At 65.9% G+C, this 15666-nt stretch carries 14 protein-coding genes; 6 read left to right on the top strand and 8 right to left on the bottom strand.

Going from position 1 to position 15666, the window contains the following annotated elements:
* The first annotated feature begins 138 nt into the window (after positions 1-138).
* A complete protein-coding gene (locus BA190_RS27985; RefSeq protein WP_068295831.1) occupies positions 139-741 on the top strand; it encodes a transposase in 603 nt (200 codons plus the stop codon).
* Positions 742-857: 116 nt separating this feature from the next.
* On the opposite strand, the gene BA190_RS27980 is transcribed toward BA190_RS27985, so the two are convergent.
* Complete coding sequence (locus BA190_RS27980) at positions 858-2189, bottom strand: 8-oxoguanine deaminase (RefSeq protein ID WP_068295782.1); 1332 nt, start codon at positions 2187-2189, stop codon at positions 858-860.
* A gap of 283 nt (positions 2190-2472) precedes the next feature.
* Positions 2473-3696: an acyl-CoA dehydrogenase gene (locus BA190_RS27975; RefSeq protein ID WP_082980084.1), complete on the bottom strand. Its 1224-nt coding sequence runs from the start codon at positions 3694-3696 to the stop codon at positions 2473-2475.
* 79 nt (positions 3697-3775) lie between these two features.
* Here BA190_RS27975 and cobD point away from each other — a divergent pair, with 79 nt between their 5' ends.
* Positions 3776-4789, top strand: a complete 1014-nt coding sequence (gene cobD / locus BA190_RS27970; protein ID WP_068295780.1) for a threonine-phosphate decarboxylase CobD — start codon at positions 3776-3778, stop codon at positions 4787-4789.
* Between the two features lie 102 nt (positions 4790-4891).
* On the opposite strand, the gene BA190_RS27965 is transcribed toward cobD, so the two are convergent.
* The gene (locus BA190_RS27965; RefSeq protein ID WP_068295778.1) at positions 4892-5608 is read right to left on the bottom strand and encodes a glutathione S-transferase family protein; all 717 of its coding nucleotides are present in this window, start codon (positions 5606-5608) and stop codon (positions 4892-4894) included.
* A 102-nt stretch (positions 5609-5710) separates the two neighbouring features.
* Here BA190_RS27965 and BA190_RS27960 point away from each other — a divergent pair, with 102 nt between their 5' ends.
* The 3 genes from BA190_RS27960 to BA190_RS27950 all read left to right on the top strand — a co-directional run bounded on the left by BA190_RS27960 (position 5711) and on the right by BA190_RS27950 (position 8789).
* On the top strand, positions 5711-6610 hold the full coding sequence (locus BA190_RS27960) for a LysR substrate-binding domain-containing protein (protein ID WP_068295773.1): 900 nt from the start codon (positions 5711-5713) through the stop codon (positions 6608-6610).
* Between the two features lie 76 nt (positions 6611-6686).
* Positions 6687-7166: an OsmC family protein gene (locus BA190_RS27955; RefSeq protein WP_068295771.1), complete on the top strand. Its 480-nt coding sequence runs from the start codon at positions 6687-6689 to the stop codon at positions 7164-7166.
* A gap of 234 nt (positions 7167-7400) precedes the next feature.
* Positions 7401-8789: an aspartate aminotransferase family protein gene (locus tag BA190_RS27950; RefSeq protein WP_068295769.1), complete on the top strand. Its 1389-nt coding sequence runs from the start codon at positions 7401-7403 to the stop codon at positions 8787-8789.
* A gap of 232 nt (positions 8790-9021) precedes the next feature.
* Here the strand turns inward: BA190_RS27950 and BA190_RS27945 are convergent, their stop codons facing one another.
* The 5 genes from BA190_RS27945 to BA190_RS27925 form a co-directional block, all read right to left on the bottom strand.
* On the bottom strand, positions 9022-9918 hold the full coding sequence (locus BA190_RS27945) for a carbohydrate kinase family protein (protein WP_068295767.1): 897 nt from the start codon (positions 9916-9918) through the stop codon (positions 9022-9024).
* On the bottom strand, positions 9915-10931 hold the full coding sequence (locus tag BA190_RS27940; protein WP_068295763.1) for an SIS domain-containing protein: 1017 nt from the start codon (positions 10929-10931) through the stop codon (positions 9915-9917). Before BA190_RS27940 ends, BA190_RS27945 begins: the two co-directional genes overlap by 4 nt.
* Positions 10932-10935: 4 nt before the next feature.
* Positions 10936-11787, bottom strand: coding sequence for a carbohydrate ABC transporter permease (locus tag BA190_RS27935; RefSeq protein ID WP_068295829.1), 852 nt, complete (start codon positions 11785-11787; stop codon positions 10936-10938).
* Positions 11787-12668: a carbohydrate ABC transporter permease gene (locus BA190_RS27930; RefSeq protein WP_371260420.1), complete on the bottom strand. Its 882-nt coding sequence runs from the start codon at positions 12666-12668 to the stop codon at positions 11787-11789. The genes BA190_RS27935 and BA190_RS27930 overlap by 1 nt, the downstream gene beginning before the upstream one ends.
* Before the next feature lie 196 nt (positions 12669-12864).
* Positions 12865-14109, bottom strand: coding sequence for an extracellular solute-binding protein (locus BA190_RS27925; protein WP_068295759.1), 1245 nt, complete (start codon positions 14107-14109; stop codon positions 12865-12867).
* Positions 14110-14292: 183 nt separating this feature from the next.
* On the opposite strand from BA190_RS27925, the gene BA190_RS27920 reads away from it, so the two are divergent.
* On the top strand, positions 14293-15525 hold the full coding sequence (locus BA190_RS27920) for an ROK family transcriptional regulator (protein WP_068295757.1): 1233 nt from the start codon (positions 14293-14295) through the stop codon (positions 15523-15525).
* The last annotated feature ends 141 nt before the right edge of the window (positions 15526-15666 follow it).

The following is a 15666-nucleotide window of genomic DNA, read 5'->3' as shown; positions in this document are numbered from 1 at the left end:
AGGTCGAGGCAAAGGAAACACTGCGGCTGGGACCTCGGACGTCTCGTCCGCATCTTGGAAGCTTTGCGTGAACGAGATAGGAAGGAGGCGGACGGGATGTCCGCGGGCCCAGCCGCAACGCCCCTCAAGGATGGCATCATGCCGGACGAGACGCCTTCCTCGCCCCTGAAGCCGACGGCGGAATGGCACTCACGCGGCTATGTCCCGCATTGGGAAGCTGGCGAAGAACCGCAGGCGGTTACATTCCGGCTTGCAGCCTCCCTTCCCGTCAAGCTGCGCATGCAGTGGCAAGCAGAATTGTCTCATCTTCCAAAAGAGCAATGGCCCGACGAGGAGCGCAAACTGATCGAGCGAGCTCTTGATGCTGGCCATGGGGAAGCGGTGCTGGCACGAGCAGAGATCGCTGCACTTGTCGAAAACGCTCTGTTGTTCTTCGACGGCGAGCGCTATCGGCAGCATGCTTGGGTCATCATGCCCACACATGTGCATGTTCTCAGCACACCTGTGGTCAGCAGCTCCCTTTCAAGCATCGTGCATAGCTGGAAGTCGTTCACGGCCAAGGCGATCAACCAGCAGCTCGGCCGAACCGGCAAAGTATGGTTCGAAGAATATTACGATCGCAAGATCCGATCGGAACGGCATTTCGAAGCCGTCCGCTTCTACATCGAGCAGAACCCGGTGAAGGCGAACCTATGCGTCGAGGCAGAAGACCGGCGCTTTTCAAGCGCATCGCGAGGTTGAGAAGGCACCGCGGCTGGGACCGCGGACGTCTCGTCCGCATCTTCCCATCCTGCAGCCTCGGTGTTTCCAAGAGCGGACGGGACGTCCGCGGTCCCAGCCGCGGCGTTTCCCGGAGATCAAAGAAACTTCGCGGCCACCTTGCCATGGGCCTCGCGCAGGGCGCCGAGGTCCACACCCACGGGCAGGCCGTCCTCAACGCGCCATTGGCCGGCCACCATCACGCGGTCGGCGCGATGGGCGCCGCAATGGACCAAAGCGGCGATGGGATGATGCGCGCCGGAAAAGCGCAGTTCGTCGAGGGTGTAGAGCGCCAGATCGGCCTCCAGGCCGGGCCGGATGGCGCCGATGTCGTCGCGGCCGAGGCAACGGGCCGAGCCCTCGCTGGCCCAGCGCAGGCAGTCGCGCCAGGAGACGGCCTCGGCCCCATGGGAGAGGCGGTTGATCATCAAGGCGTGGCGCACGCCTTCCATCAGGTTCGACGAATCGTTGGAGGCCGAGCCGTCGACGCCGAGGCCGACAGGCGCGCCGGCCTTTTCCAGAAGGCCGGTATGGCAGAAACCGGAGGCGAGCACGGCGTTGGAGGTCGGGCAATGGCAGACGCCGACGCCGTGGCGGCCGAGCGTGGTGCAATCGTCGGCGCTGAAATGGATGCCGTGGGCGAGCCAGGTGCGCGGCGACATCCAGCCCACCTCATCGAGGAGTTCGATCGGCCGGCACCTGTAGGTGGCGAGGCAGAAATCGTCCTCGTCATGGGTTTCGGCCAGATGGGTATGCAGGCGGCAGTCGAAGCGCTCGGCGAGGTCGGCCGTCTTGCGCATCAGCTCCTTGGTCACCGAGAAGGGCGAACAGGGCGAGAAGGCGATTTGCGTCATCGCCCCCGGACGGGTGTCGTGATAGGCGCTCGCCACGCGCTCGCAATCGGACAGGATGGTGTCCTCGTCCTGCACGACGGAATCGGGCGGCAAGCCGCCATCCTTCTGCGACAGGTTCATCGAGCCGCGCGACACCGTCATGCGGATGCCGAGCTTGCGGGCCTCCTCGACCTCGATGTCGACGGCGTTTTCCAGGCCCTTCGGGAAGACATAATGATGGTCGGCCGCCGTGGTGCAGCCGGACATCAGGAGCTCCACCAGCGCGAGGCGCACCGACAGGCGGAAGCTGTCGGGATCGAGGCGCGACCAGATCGGATAGAGCGTTTTCAGCCAGGGAAACAGCGGCTGGTCGCAGGCATCGGGATGGGCGCGGGTGAGCGTCTGGTAGAAATGATGATGGGTGTTGACCAGGCCGGGCAGCACGACATGCCTGGACGCATCGAAGACCTTGTCGACGGGCGAGACCGGCTCGCGCCCGGCCGGTACCAGCTCGACGATATGGCTGCCCTCGACGACGATGCCGCGCTCGGCGCCCTCGGCGAGGACGGCAAGTGGATCCTTGAGCCACAGGCGCATGAGGTTTCCTCGAAGCTGGTCTTGGTTGCGCGCATAAGAGCGCGCCCGGCAGGCGAGGCCAAGCGGTATTAAATTGGAAGATGTTTCGCAGAAAACCGGGGTGAGGCGTTTCGATAGTCCCCGCGGGGGCAGCAAATCAACAGGCGAACTGACTCCACCTTTGTCATTGCCGGGCTTGACCCGGCAACCCAGCACCCGCCGGCATGCTGGATGCCCGGGACAAGCCCGGGCATGACAAGGATTGCGCTCTTTTCGCTATATCAAGAACGCCGAACGCTCATCCTCAGAAGAAGGCCTGGATGCCGGTCTGGGCGCGGCCGAGGATGAGGGCGTGCACGTCATGCGTGCCCTCATAGGTGTTCACCGTCTCCAGGTTCTGCGCCACGCGCAGCACGTGGAACTCGTCGGCGATGCCGTTGCCGCCATGCATATCGCGGGCGACGCGGGCGATGTCGAGGGCCTTGCCGCAATTGTTGCGCTTCATCAGGCTGATCGCCGGCGGAGCGGCGGTGTGGGCGTCGAGCAGGCGCCCGAGCTGCAGCGCCCCGAGCAGGCCGAGGGCGATCTCGGTCTGCATGTCGGCAAGCTTCTTCTGCACGAGCTGCGTCGCCGCCAGCGGCCGGCCGAACTGCTTGCGGTCGAGCGTGTATTGGCGGGCACGATGCCAGCAGAACTCGGCCGCACCCATGGCGCCCCAGGCGATGCCGTAGCGCGCCTTGTTGAGGCAGCCGAACGGGCCGGACAGGCCCTTGGCGTTGGGCAGCAGGTTTTCTTCCGGCACCACGGCGTCCTCGAGCACGATCTCGCCGGTGATCGAGGCGCGCAGCGAGAGCTTGCCCTCGATCTTGGGCGTAGAGAAGCCCTTGGTGCCGCGCTCGACGATGAAGCCGCGGATCACGTCGTCCAGCTTGGCCCAGACAACTGCGATGTCGGCGATCGGCGAATTGGTGATCCACATCTTGGTGCCGTTGAGCTGGTAGCCGCCGGCGACCTTGACCGCGCGGGTCTTCATCGAGCCGGGATCGGAGCCGGCGTCAGGCTCGGTGAGGCCGAAGCAACCGACGAGTTCGCCGCGGGCGAGCTTGGGCAGGTACTTCTTGCGCTGCTCCTCGCTGCCATAGGCATGGATCGGGTGCATCACCAGCGAGGATTGCACCGACATGGCCGAGCGATAGCCCGAATCAACCCGTTCCACCTCGCGGGCGACCAGGCCATAGGCGACATGGCCGAGGCCGGCGCCGCCATAGGTTTCCGGAATCGTGGCGCCAAGCAGGCCCAGTTCGCCCATCTCCGACATGATTGCGCGATCGAAATCCTCGTCGCGATAAGCCTGGAGCACGCGCGGCATCAGCCTGTCCTGCGCATAGTCGCGCGCGGTGTCGCGGACCAGCCGCTCCTCCTCCGTGAGCAGCGATTCGAGATCGAGCGGATCCGACCAGTCGAAGGCGTCGCTCGCCTTTTTGATCGCTTCGCTGGCGTCATGAAGCTTGATCGCAGCGTCCACCATGGCCATACCCTCCAATGAATAAATTTGGCGCGACATTGGTCGCGCCGGTTTCAGGCGTCAAGACAAGAGTGGCAGGCGAATGAGCGCAGTGGAGCATGGCGGCAATCTCGGCGAGGCACAACGCCTCTTCCCGCAGGCCTCCGGGCACTGGATCGATCTTTCCACCGGCATCAACCCCTGGCCCTATCCCATTCCGGCGATTCCGGCCGAATCCTGGGCTGCCCTGCCCTCTCCCGACGAAGCACGCGAACTGGAGGCCGTGGCGGCGCAGTGCTACGGTGTGCCCTTCGATGCCTGCGTCGTTGCGACGCCGGGTACGCAGGCCGCCATCCAGTGGCTGCCGCATCTGTTTGCGGCCGGCACGGTGAGCGTGCTGGGCCCGACCTATGCCGAACATGCCCGCAGCTGGGCGCTCGGCGGCCATCACGTGCGGGAGGCCCGCCGCTTCGAGGAACTGGCCGGCTCGGAGATCGCCGTCGTCGTCAATCCGAACAATCCCGACGGCAATTTCTTCGGCCGCGAGGAGTTGCTGGCGCTCGCCGCCGAGAAATATGCCAGGGGCGGCGCCCTCATCGTCGACGAGGCCTTTGCCGATGTGATGCCGCAGGTGAGCCTGGCCCCCATGGCCGGCACGCAAGGCCTGGTGATGCTGCGCTCCTTCGGCAAATTCTTCGGCCTGGCCGGCATCCGGCTCGGCTTCGTGCTGGCCGAGCCTTCACTGACCGGCAAATTGCGCCAGGCCATGGGTGCCTGGGCGGTTTCGGGCGAGGCCATCGCCATCGGCCGCGCCGCGCTCGCCGACATCCTCTGGCAGAACGGCACGCGCACCTCGCTGCGCACGGCGCGCCAGAATCTCGACGAGGATCTGACCAAGGCCGGCGCAGTGATCGGCGGCACCGATCTCTATCGCCTGCTGCAGACCGCGCATGCTCCGGCCCTGTTCCGCCAGCTCGGCCAGGCCGGCATCTGGGTGCGCCGTTTCTCCGCCAATCCGCGCTGGCTGCGCTTCGGCCTGCCGCCCCATGCGGAAGCCGAGGCGCGCCTGCGCGCCGTGCTGGCCCGCTACCACAAGAACGGCACACGGGCGATGTGAGGGACCCCTGGAATCGCCGTCGCCCCTGCCGGCTCTTTCTTCCGGCAAGCGAGGTGTTGCCAAGAGCCGGCAAGGATGCCGGCTATCCCAGAAACGAGCGCCTCAAGCCGCGAGCCTGGCGCCTATCTCACCCAACACCTCCTCCAGCGGCAGCAGGCCGCGCATGGCCCCGCTGCCGGCGGCGGGGACGCCGTCCTCTATCGCATCGGCGAAGCACACGGCCGGATCGGCCTCCAGCCTGGCCTTCAGCGCCTGGATCTTCGGGAAGGGCGTGAGATCTACCGCCTGATGGAACTCGGCCCAGCGCGCCACGCCGACAAAGACCGCATCGGCCAGGCTCGGCCGGTCACCGATCAGATAGGGCGCACCGCCGATCATCGCCTCGAGCTGACGATGGCGGTGGGCAACCAGGCCGCGACCGAAGGTTCGCAGCGCCTGCCTGTAATCCTCGCTGCCATCCTGCATTTCCAGCGCCACCCAGAGCGGCGTGAAGGCGCCGGTGAAGCCGGTGTTCAGGAAGCCGATGAACTGGTGCATGCGATGCGCTTCGGCGCTGCCCGGCTCGAAGCTGATGCGGCGCTCGTCGTCGCGCAGTTCGAGCCAGCGGGCGATCGCCATCGTCTCGGTCAGCACGCTGCCGTCCTCTCGGATCAGCACTGGCGTTTCCTGGCGGCCGTTCACCCTGGTATAGGCCTCGGTGAGCATGTCGTCGGGCATGTGAACACGAGTGAGGCGATAGGGCTTGCCGAGCCATTCGAAGGCGGCGACGAGGCCGAGGGAACTGCCGGCGGGATGGCCGGCGAAAAGGATCGGTTTCATTGTCATATCTCCTGGTGGGTTGATGATGACAATATGCCGGCATGGACTTTGGAGCTGTAGACTGCCATTCATGGATCTAAAGTCCATATTTGGAGACTTTGAATGTCGAACCTCAACGACTTCATCCTCTTTGCCCAGGCTGTCGAGCATGCCGGCTTTGCCGCTGCGGCCCGGCAGCTCGGCATCCCCAAATCGACGGTGAGCAAGCGCGTGGCCGAGTTGGAGGCGCGGCTCGGCGCCCGCCTCCTGAACCGTACCTCCCGCAGCTTCGTGCTGACGGACGCCGGCCGCGAGGTGTTCGAACATGCCCGGGCGGCGATGATCGAGGTCGAGGCGGCCGAAAGCGCCGTGCTGGCCCGGCGGGCCGAGCCGAGCGGCATCGTCCGCATCACCGCTTCGGTTCCCACCGCGCAATTCCACCTCGCCGCCCAACTGCCCAGGCTTGCCGCCGCGCTACCCAAGCTGCAGGTCCAGCTCCATGTCACCGACCGTTTCGTCGACCTCATCCAGGAAGGCTTCGACATCGCGCTCCGGAGCCATTTCGGACCGCTCCCCGATTCCGACCTGATGGCCCGTCCCATTCACCGGGAAGCGATCGGCCTGGTGGCGGCGCCCGCCTATCTCGCCGCCGCGGGAACACCGCCCATGCCGGAAGGCCTCGCCGGCCATGACGGCCTCCTCACCAAGCCAAGGGCCCCGACATGGCAGTTGACGGCGGGCGGCCGCAGGGTCGAAGTCGCTCCTCGCGCCCGCTTCTTCGCCGACGAATCCATCGCCTTGCTCGAAGCGGCCAAGGCCGGCCTCGGCATCACCGCCCTGCCCCGCTCGATCAGCGCGGCAGCCGTCGCCGATGGCTCCGTCGTGCCCGTGCTGCCGGACTGGCAGGCGGGCGAGGTCACCACTACGGTGCTGACGACCCATCGGCGCGGGCAATTGCCTGCCGTGCGCGCCGTGGTCGATTTCCTGGCCGGTTCGCTGCGGCCGGCCGGCCCAGGCGATTGACGCAGGTTCGGGTACCTTGCGAAACAGCACGACAAGAGGGCATCCTCCCGCCACGCAACGATATCAGGAGGAAGGCATGGCTGGGCGCGAACACCGCTACAAGGTCACGGTCGTCTGGACGGGCAATGAGGGCGAGGGCACCTCGACCTATCGGGGCTATAGCCGCGCCCACCAGATCCTGGCCGAAGGCAAGCCCGTCATCGAGGGGTCGTCCGATCCGAGCTTTCGTGGCGACGCCACGCGCTGGAACCCCGAGGACCTCTTGGTCGCCTCGCTCTCGGCCTGCCACAAGCTCTGGTATCTCGGCCTGTGCTCGCAGATGGGCGTCAACGTGCTCTCCTACGAGGATGAGGCCGAAGGCGTGATGGTCGAGGTGGCCGGCGGCGCCGGCCAGTTCGAGAAGGTCACCTTGCGCCCGCATATCGTGGTCGCCGCCGGCTCGGACCTCCAGAAGGCCCATGACCTGCACGAGAAGGCGCATGAGATGTGCTTCATCGCCCGCTCGGTGAATTTTCCGGTCGAGCATGAGGCGGAGATCGTCCTGGCGGGGACGTAGAGCGGTTTTCTTTTTGGGCGTGCCGGTCGGTGGGACGATAGAGCGGACGGGACGTCCGCGGTCCCAGCCTTCGAGGTTCCGACGCGAACCTTGTCAGCGTCACGCGGGAAACGGCGCGGCTGGGACCGCGGACGTCCCGTCCGCCCCCCATGCCCCATGATGGCGTATCTCCCCTTGACTTCCGCAATTTGTGATCACAAAATTGGGATCACATTTTTCGGGAAAGCACGCATCATGACCTTGCACCAGACCAATCTCACCACAGCGGAACTGCGTGCGATCGATGCCGCGCATCATTTGCATCCCTTCACCGACACCAAGGGCCTGAATGCCGAGGGCGCGCGCGTCATCGTCAAGGCCAAGGGCGTGCATCTGTGGGATTCGGAAGGCAACCAGATCATCGACGGCATGTCGGGTCTGTGGAACGTCAATATCGGCTATGGCCGCGAGGAAATCGTCGACGTCGTGGCGCAGCAGATGCGCGAACTGCCCTTCTACAACACCTTCTTCAAGACCACCCATTTGCCGGCCATCGAGCTGTCGCGCCTGCTGGCGGAGGTGACGCCGCCGCAGTTCAGCCGGGTGTTCTTCACCGGCTCGGGCTCGGAATCCAACGACACCATCATCCGCATGGTGCGCCATTACTGGGCGGCCCAGGACAAGCCGGGCAAATCGACCATCATCGCCCGCAAGAACGGCTATCACGGCTCGACCATTGGCGGCGCCTCGCTCGGCGGCATGACGCCGATGCACGCCCAGGGCGGCCTGCCGATTCCCGGCATCGTCCATATCGCCCAGCCCTATTGGTATGCCGAGGGCGGCGACCGCAGCCCGGAGGAATTCGGCCTGTGGGCGGCGCGTGAACTCGAGCGCACCATCGACGAGCTCGGCGCCGACAATATCGCCGCCTTCATCGCCGAACCGATCCAGGGTGCCGGCGCCGTGGTGATCCCGCCCGCCACCTACTGGCCGGAAATCCAGCGCATCTGCCGCGAGCGCGACATCCTTTTGGTCTCGGACGAGGTGATCTGCGGCTTTGGTCGCACCGGCGAGTGGTTCGGCAGCGAATATTTCGGCTTCGAGCCCGACATCATGGCCATGGCCAAGGGCATCTCCTCCGGCTATCTGCCGATCGGCGGCGTGATGGTGACGGAGAAGGTGGCCGAGGTGATCGCCAATGCCGGCGACTTCAACCACGGCTACACCTATTCGGGCCATCCGGCCTGCGCCGCGGCGGCCATCGCCAACATCAAGATCCTGCGCGAAGAGAAGATCATCGAGCGCGTCAAGGACGATATCGGCCCCTATATGCAGAAGCAGTGGCTGGCGCTGGGCGACCATCCCATGGTCGGCGAAGCGCGCATGATCGGCCTGATCGGCGCTCTCGAACTGACGCCGAACAAGAAGACCCGCGCCTCCTGGCCGGTGGAGACGGGCACGGTCGGCCTGATCGCCCGCGACTTCTCCTTCCAGCACGGCCTCGTGATGCGCGCCACCCGCGACACGCTGATCATCGCCCCGCCGCTGGTGATCAGCCATGAGGAAGTCGACGCCCTGATCGCCGCCGCCAAGAAGACGCTCGACGACAGCTGGGCCGAGGTGAAGCGCCGGGGTTATGTGTGAGGAGTGAGAAGTCACCCCTCATCCCCCGACCGGGACCTCTCGTCAACTCAAGAGAGTTGACGATACCCGCAAGGGGAGAAGGGAATTTGTATGGCTCGGGACGCGGTACTCGAGGCCGAGCCGTTGAACTTGACCTAACCGACTAAAACCCCTTCTCCCCTTGCGGGACCAGGCACTTCCAGAGGAAGTGCCTTGGGTGGCGACAGCCGGATGAGGGGTGGTGGCACCGCCCTCACCGATACCGCCGCGGCCGCGTCGAGACGGCCAGCGAGGCGACCGCCACGCCGTTCGCCACCGCCCGCCCGAGGTCGTCTCTCCCAGCCAGGCTGGCGAAATAGCCGGCCGAGAAGGTGTCGCCGGCTCCGATCGTATCGACGACCTTCACCGGCGGCGCTTCGACAGCCACATGTTCGTCGCCGCGCCAGGCGAGGGCGCCTTTGGGCCCGCATTTGATCACCAGACTGGCACCGGCGGGCATCAGAGGCCTTATCCTATCGGCGGCCGCTTCGACGGTTTCGGCGCCGGTGAGCCCTTTGGCCTCGATGTCGTTGATCAGGACATGCTCGCAATGGCCGATCCAGGCGTTCACCCGCGCACACACCCCATCCGTCCAGCCACCATCCGGCCAGCCCGTATCGAGGGCGATGCGATAGTTCCGGCGGCGCAGGATGGCGATCAGCTCCTCATAATCCGCGAGCAGGGCCGGTATTACGAAAGGACCGACCAGCAGGGCCACGCATCCCTGCCCTGCCTCGTCGAGCTGCGCCAGCACGTCCTCGAGCCCGAAGGCATGCAGATGGCCGGTGGTGGTAAAAAAGGTGCGGTCCCCGTCGGGATGGCCGATGCCGACCGAAACCGTGGTCGCCCCCTCGGCCACCGTCCAGCCTTCGGCCCGCGCCCCGAAAGGCTCGGCCAGCCAGCGGCCAAGCATGTCGTTGCCGCGGCTGGTGATCAGCCTGTAGTCGACACCGAGGGCATCGAGGGCCAGGGCCGTGTTGCCGGCGGCGCCGCCGACGCGGAATTCGCTCTCGGGCACGATCACTTCCGTGCCCGGTTGCGGCCAGGGCGCCTGCGGGCCCATCACGAGATCGACATTGACGTTGCCGATCAGAAACAGCGGTTCCCTCATAGCTCCGTCGTCACCTTGGTCGAGCGCAGGGGCTCGCCGACTTGGCTGACCCGGCCGGCCGCGAAGGTCACCAGGAAGGCCTGCAGCGCCGGCAGCAGCGCGAAGATGGCCGCCATGCCCTCCTCGCGCGGCAGGCGGATAGTGACGGCATCGGCGATATCGGCCTCGCCGGACAGGTCGAACACCACCACCGGCGATCCGGCCGCGCGGCAGGCCGCCGCAAGCCCGGGGGCGAGGCTGGCCGAAGGGCCGGCGGCGCGCAGCAGCACGATACCGCTCATCGGCGACAACATCTCCATCGGCCCATGCCGCAGTTGGCCGCCTTCCAGCGCCAGGGCCGGCAGGCGGGCGAGTTCCATCACGCAGAGCGCGCCGGATTCGGCCACGCCCTGCAGCTCGGCCCGGCCGCTGAGGATGAGGGAGGTGCTGGCGCTCAGAGCCGACAGCGCCGCGCCGAGATCGGGCCGGACGGGCGCGTCGAGCATGCCGAGCGCCCTTTGCGCCGGCAGGCCCAGTGCGGCAAGCACTGCCAGGTGCAGCGCGTGGCTGACCAGGAGGCTGCGGGTGGCGGCGAAGGCCTTTTCCGATCCGCCGACACCGACGAGGGCCGGCACGCCGCGACCGAGCGCGCTGTCGGCGTCGAGGGTGAGCCCGAAACGTTCCTGCCGCCCGGCTGGCCGTTCGAGAAAGGCGACGATCTCACCGGAATTGCCGGATTGCGACACCAGCAGCACCGTGCGCTCGCGGTCGGGCTGGGGCGTGATCAGAAGCTCGGAGACCACTTCGGTCTCGACCTCGATGCCGAGCCGGCGATAGAGCACCGCCGCCGCCCGGTTGACCCAATGCGAGCCGCCCATGGCGGCAAGCGTCAGCCGTCCCGTGCGGCGGATGCTGTCCGCCAGCCGCGCCGCCAGCGGCCCGGCGCCGTGAAAGGAGGCCAGTGCGTCGGCATGCTGGCGGGCCATCTCGGCCTCGATCATCGCCAGGCCCGTGCCCGGCACGATTGTACTCATGATATCAACCCTTGACGCTGCCGGCGGTGAGCCCGGCAACCAGTGACTTTTGCAGGATGAAGGCGATCAGAACCGGCGGCAGCGCCGTCAGCAGGCCCGCGGCCGAGACCAGGCCGAAATCGGTGGCGCGGCCGGCGGCGAAATCGGCGATGGTGACGGTGAGGGTCTTGGCGTTCTGGTTGGAGGTGAAGAGCAGGGCGTAGAAGAATTCGTCCCAGGCCAGCAGGATGGCGAACAGGGCGGCGGTGGCGACGCCGGCCCGGGCATAGGGCAGCGTGACCCACCACAGGGTCTGCAGCGTCGAGGCGCCGTCGATCGCCGCCGCGCTCTCGAGCTCGCCGGGCACCGCATCGAAGGAGGATTTGATGAACCAGGCGGTGAAGGGAGTCAGGATCGAGCAATAGACGATGATCAGGCCGAATACATTGTTGAGCAGCCCGAGCATCGACAAGAGGAAATAGAGCGGCAGGATCAGCGCCACGGCCGGCGTCATATAGGTGGCAAGGATGGAGTAGAGCACCACCGAGACGCCGCGATTGCGGTAGCGCGAAAAGGCCCAGCCCGCCGGCACCGCCACCAACAGCGACAGTACCGTCGCACCGAGCGAACTGACGAGGCTGTTGCGCAGCGCCATCAGGAAGGCCTCGCCCGGGCTGTTGGCCTCGAAGGTCAGCAGCCGGGCGTAGCGGCTGAAATCGAGATGATGCGGGATGAGCGACAGGGGCTTGGCGGTGAGATCCGCTGGCAGCGAGATGCTCATCACGCCGAGCCAGGCCACCGGCGCCAGCGTCACCACCAGGAACAGGGCGACGCCGCAATACAGGAAGAAGGTTGCTACAGCGCTACGTTGCACGATCAAGCCTCCTGCCTGCGCATCAGCCGGACATAGAAGCCGACGAAGACCATGCAGATCAGCACCACGATGAGGGCATAGGAGGCACCCGATCCCACCCGCATGAAGCGGAAGGATTCCTCATAGACGAAGAAGCTCATGGTCTTGGTCGAGCTCGCCGGCCCGCCCCGGGTCATCACATAGAAGATGTCGAAGACTTTCAGCGCCTCGATCGAGCGCAGCACCAGCGCCACCAGCAGAGGCGGCGCGATCACCGGCCAGGTCACTGCCTTGAAGCGCTGCCAGGCATTGGCACCGTCGAGCGTGGCCGCGCCATAGAGTTCCAGCGGCGCCGACTGCAGCGCGGCCAGCACGATCAGCGCCACCAGCGGATAGTTCTTCCAGACATCGGCCAGGATCACCGCATTCATGGCGCTGCCTTCGCTGCCGAGCCAGCTGCGATAGCTCTCCATCAGCCCGCTCTGGGTCAGCACCGCATTGAGCACGCCGAAGTCGGGCTGGTAGATCAGGCGCCACATCAGGGCATTGACGATGGTGGGCACGGCCCAGGGCAGCACCAGCAGCGCCCGACAGAAGGTGCGGCCGCGAAATTTCTCGTTCAGCAGCAGCGCGACCGCGATGCCGAGCAAAGCCTCGGCGCTGATCGAGACCACGGTGAAATAGATCGTCCGCCCCGCCGCGGCGAGGAATTCGGAATCGCTCAGGGCATAGGCGAAATTTTCCAGCCCGATGAAATGCGCCGCCCCCGGCCCCGCCGTCAGGCGGGTGTCGGTGAAGGCCAGCCACAGGGTCATCAGCACGGGATAGCCGACCGCCGCGAACACGATGACCAGCATCGGGCCGAGCAGAAGCCATGGTGAGGGCATGCCGACACGGCCGCTCATCATCGGGCAGATTCCTTCCAGCAAGACGGGAGGGCGTATCCGCCTCCCTAAGTCGGTATTTGGCGCTTGGGCACCGAGACGAGCGCAACTTTTGTCATTGCCGGGACTGACCCGGCAATCCAGCTCCTCGTTCGAGGCGAAGTCTGGATGCCCGGGTCAAGCCCGGGCATGACAAAGCTCGGCGCCCACCAATCCCTTACCGGATACGCGCGGCTTTCTGGGCAGCCTCCGCCAGGGCATCGGCGGGCGAAGCCTTGCCGGCCAGTGCGTTCTGGATCTGCGCCTGCAGGATGGTCGAGAGCTCCTGGTAGGAGGCGACCGTCGGCCGCGGCGTCATCAGGCCGATGGAGACGTCGGCGGCCTTGACCAGGCTCTCCTGGCCCTTGGTGACGGCCGGATCGGTGTAGGACGCCTTCCAGATCGGCAGGCTGAGCTTGGCATACTGGTCCTGCACCGGCTTGGAGGTGAGGTAGGCGATATATTTCCAGGCCAGATCCGGCTTGGTCGAACCGGCCGTGATGCCGAGCGCCATCGAGCCGTTCACACCCGAAGCCGTGCTCTTGCCCTCGACGCCGGGCGCCGGCACCACGCCGACCTTGCCCACCACCTTGCTTTCCGCCGGATCGTTGGCCTTGGCATACATATAGGTCCAGTTGAGCGCGAAGGCCGCGTCGCCCGCCGAGAACACCTTGCGGACGTCCTCTTCCAGATATTCCTTGGAATTGGGGTTGGAGAGGCCGTTCTTGAGGCTGTCAGCCATGTAGGTGACGGCGTCGAGCGAACCGCCCTTGTCGAAGACCGGCTTGTCCCCGTCGAAGAACTTGCCGCCATAGGCCGCCGTCAGGGTCACGTAATCACAGATGACCGCCTCGGCCTGCGACCAGCTCCAGACGATGGGATATTGCACCAGGCCCTTGTCCTTGATGATCTTGGCGTCCTTGGCCAGTTCATCCCAGGTCTTGGGCGGCTCCTTGATGCCGGCCTTTTCGAGGATCTCGGTGTTGTAGAACAGATATTTGGTGTCGAGGATCCACGGCATGCCATAGGTCTTGCCGTCATAGTTCACGGTGGCCCAGGCCCCGTCGAACACCTTGGAGCGATCGAGATCCTTCAATCGATCGGTGACGTCGACCAGCACGCCGTCCCGCGCGAACGCCGCCGGCCAGATCACGTCGTAGAGCACCACGTCATAGCCGGCGCCGCCGGCGGCCTTGGAAGCCACGATCTTGTCGTAGAGGGCTTCATAGGGCACGAATTCGGCATTGACGGTGACGCCGGGGTTGTCCTTCTCGAAGGCTGCCGTCATCGCCTTGACGTCGGCGTCGCTATAGGCAGCCTGCGCCATGAACAGGGCATTGAGCGTCTCGGCCGAGGCCGGCGACAATCCCGCCAGGGCCGTCATCGCCAGCCCGGCCAGCACAGACTTGTGAATTCCAGACATTGCAATCATCTCCCGCTTGCAATTCGATCGGCGGCTCATGGCCGCCCTGCATGGTTCAAGGGCGCGGAGAGTTCTCGATGGCTCTCGATCGTTTTCTGCGGCCCCGAAAATTATTAACTCAATTTGTTTGAATGTAAACATGCTGCCATAGTTGCCCGTGGAATGGTGAACCGGGTGGGTGACATGGCGAGGCGCGAGGCGGACAGGACACCCCAACCAAGCCGAAGCGTTGCGGGGACCAATCTCGAATTCACCCGCTCCCACAACCGGCGCGTCGTGCTCGACACGATCCGCCGGCTGGGACCGGTCTCGCGGGCCGAGATCGCCCGTGAGACCGCCCTCACCAACCAGACGATCTCCAACATCGTCGAGGAACTGGAGCAGGCCGGCTTCGTCCTGGCCGGCGAGCCCAAGCGCGAAGGGCGGGGCCAGCCTTCCATACCCTATGCCATCAATCCCGAGGGGGCCTGGTCGCTCGGCTTCCATGTCGACCACAGCGCCATCATTGCGGCCCTCGTCGACCTCACCGGCAAGCCTGTCGCCATCCGCGAGATCCCCGCCCAGCGCCCCTCGCCCCACAGCGCGGCGCCCGCCTTGCGGCAGCTCGCCGACGAACTGATCGAGGAAGCAGGCATCCCCGCCTCGCGCCTGCTCGGCGCCGGGGTTGCCCTGCCCGTGCGCTTCGGGGTCGGCGCCATCACCACCGCCGGTCCGACCACCCTGCCCGGATGGGACGATCCCGATGCCAGGCAGCATATCGCCGAAGCGCTCGAACAGCCCGTGCAGATCGAGAACGACGCCATGGCGGCGGCGATCGGCGAGCGGCTGCACGGCGTCGCCCGGGCGATCGACAGTTTCGTCTTTCTCTTCCTGGACGAGGGGCTCGGCGCCGGCGTCTTCCTCGGTGGGCAGCCCTGGCGCGGCGCCTCGCTCAATGCCGGCGAGATCGGCCACATGATCGTTGTGCCCAACGGCAAGCCCTGTCCCTGCGGCAATCGCGGCTGCCTGGAACGCTATCTCTCGCTCAGCGCCGCCCAGGAGTTCCTCGCCAAGAAGGAGTTCCTCGCCGATCAGCCTGGCGCTTCAGTCTTCTCTGAACCGGACGGCGCGCTATCAGCCCCCGTCGAGCGCTGGGTGGCGGACGCCGCTCCGTATCTGGCCGGCGCCGTCAACATCCTCGAATCGACCCTGGATCCTGAAACCATCCTGCTCGGCGGACTGGTCCCGGCCGGCGTGCTAGCCAGCCTGATCGAAAAGGCCATGCCGTTGCCGATGTCGGTGGGTTCGCGCAGCGGCCGCAGCCTGCCCCGCCTGATGGCCGGCTCGGTGGGCCATCATACCGTCGTGCTCGGCGCCGCCTCGCTGCCGATCTTCGACGAGATCAATCCCCGCTTCGACGTGCTGCTGAAGCATTGAGCTTGGGGATCACGGATGCACCTGAGTTTTCCGAGGTAGTGCTGCCCCTCACCTCTATCCTTGTAACTTCTCACCTATCGCATCTGCTATGATTGGCGGTGCGGCGTGGGACGGAAGACCGATTATCCTCAGGAAGGCAAA

Source organism: Labrys sp. WJW, assembly GCF_001676615.1.
In the GTDB taxonomy this organism is placed as follows: Bacteria; Pseudomonadota; Alphaproteobacteria; order Rhizobiales; family Labraceae; genus Labrys; species Labrys sedimenti.
This window is presented reverse-complemented; position numbering and strand designations above follow the sequence as displayed.

Bases quoted from the DNA above. Each gene is read 5' to 3' on its own strand.
- BA190_RS27985 (WP_068295831.1), top strand. From the start codon at position 139: ATGCCGGACGAGACGCCTTCCTCGCCCCTGAAGCCGACGGCGGAATGG.
- BA190_RS27980 (WP_068295782.1), bottom strand. From the start codon at position 2,189: ATGCGCCTGTGGCTCAAGGATCCACTTGCCGTCCTCGCCGAGGGCGCC.
- BA190_RS27975 (WP_082980084.1), bottom strand. From the start codon at position 3,696: ATGGTGGACGCTGCGATCAAGCTTCATGACGCCAGCGAAGCGATCAAA.
- cobD (WP_068295780.1), top strand. From the start codon at position 3,776: ATGAGCGCAGTGGAGCATGGCGGCAATCTCGGCGAGGCACAACGCCTC.
- BA190_RS27965 (WP_068295778.1), bottom strand. From the start codon at position 5,608: ATGAAACCGATCCTTTTCGCCGGCCATCCCGCCGGCAGTTCCCTCGGC.
- BA190_RS27960 (WP_068295773.1), top strand. From the start codon at position 5,711: ATGTCGAACCTCAACGACTTCATCCTCTTTGCCCAGGCTGTCGAGCAT.
- BA190_RS27955 (WP_068295771.1), top strand. From the start codon at position 6,687: ATGGCTGGGCGCGAACACCGCTACAAGGTCACGGTCGTCTGGACGGGC.
- BA190_RS27950 (WP_068295769.1), top strand. From the start codon at position 7,401: ATGACCTTGCACCAGACCAATCTCACCACAGCGGAACTGCGTGCGATC.
- BA190_RS27945 (WP_068295767.1), bottom strand. From the start codon at position 9,918: ATGAGGGAACCGCTGTTTCTGATCGGCAACGTCAATGTCGATCTCGTG.
- BA190_RS27940 (WP_068295763.1), bottom strand. From the start codon at position 10,931: ATGAGTACAATCGTGCCGGGCACGGGCCTGGCGATGATCGAGGCCGAG.
- BA190_RS27930 (WP_371260420.1), bottom strand. From the start codon at position 12,668: ATGAGCGGCCGTGTCGGCATGCCCTCACCATGGCTTCTGCTCGGCCCG.
- BA190_RS27925 (WP_068295759.1), bottom strand. From the start codon at position 14,109: ATGTCTGGAATTCACAAGTCTGTGCTGGCCGGGCTGGCGATGACGGCC.
- BA190_RS27920 (WP_068295757.1), top strand. From the start codon at position 14,293: ATGGCGAGGCGCGAGGCGGACAGGACACCCCAACCAAGCCGAAGCGTT.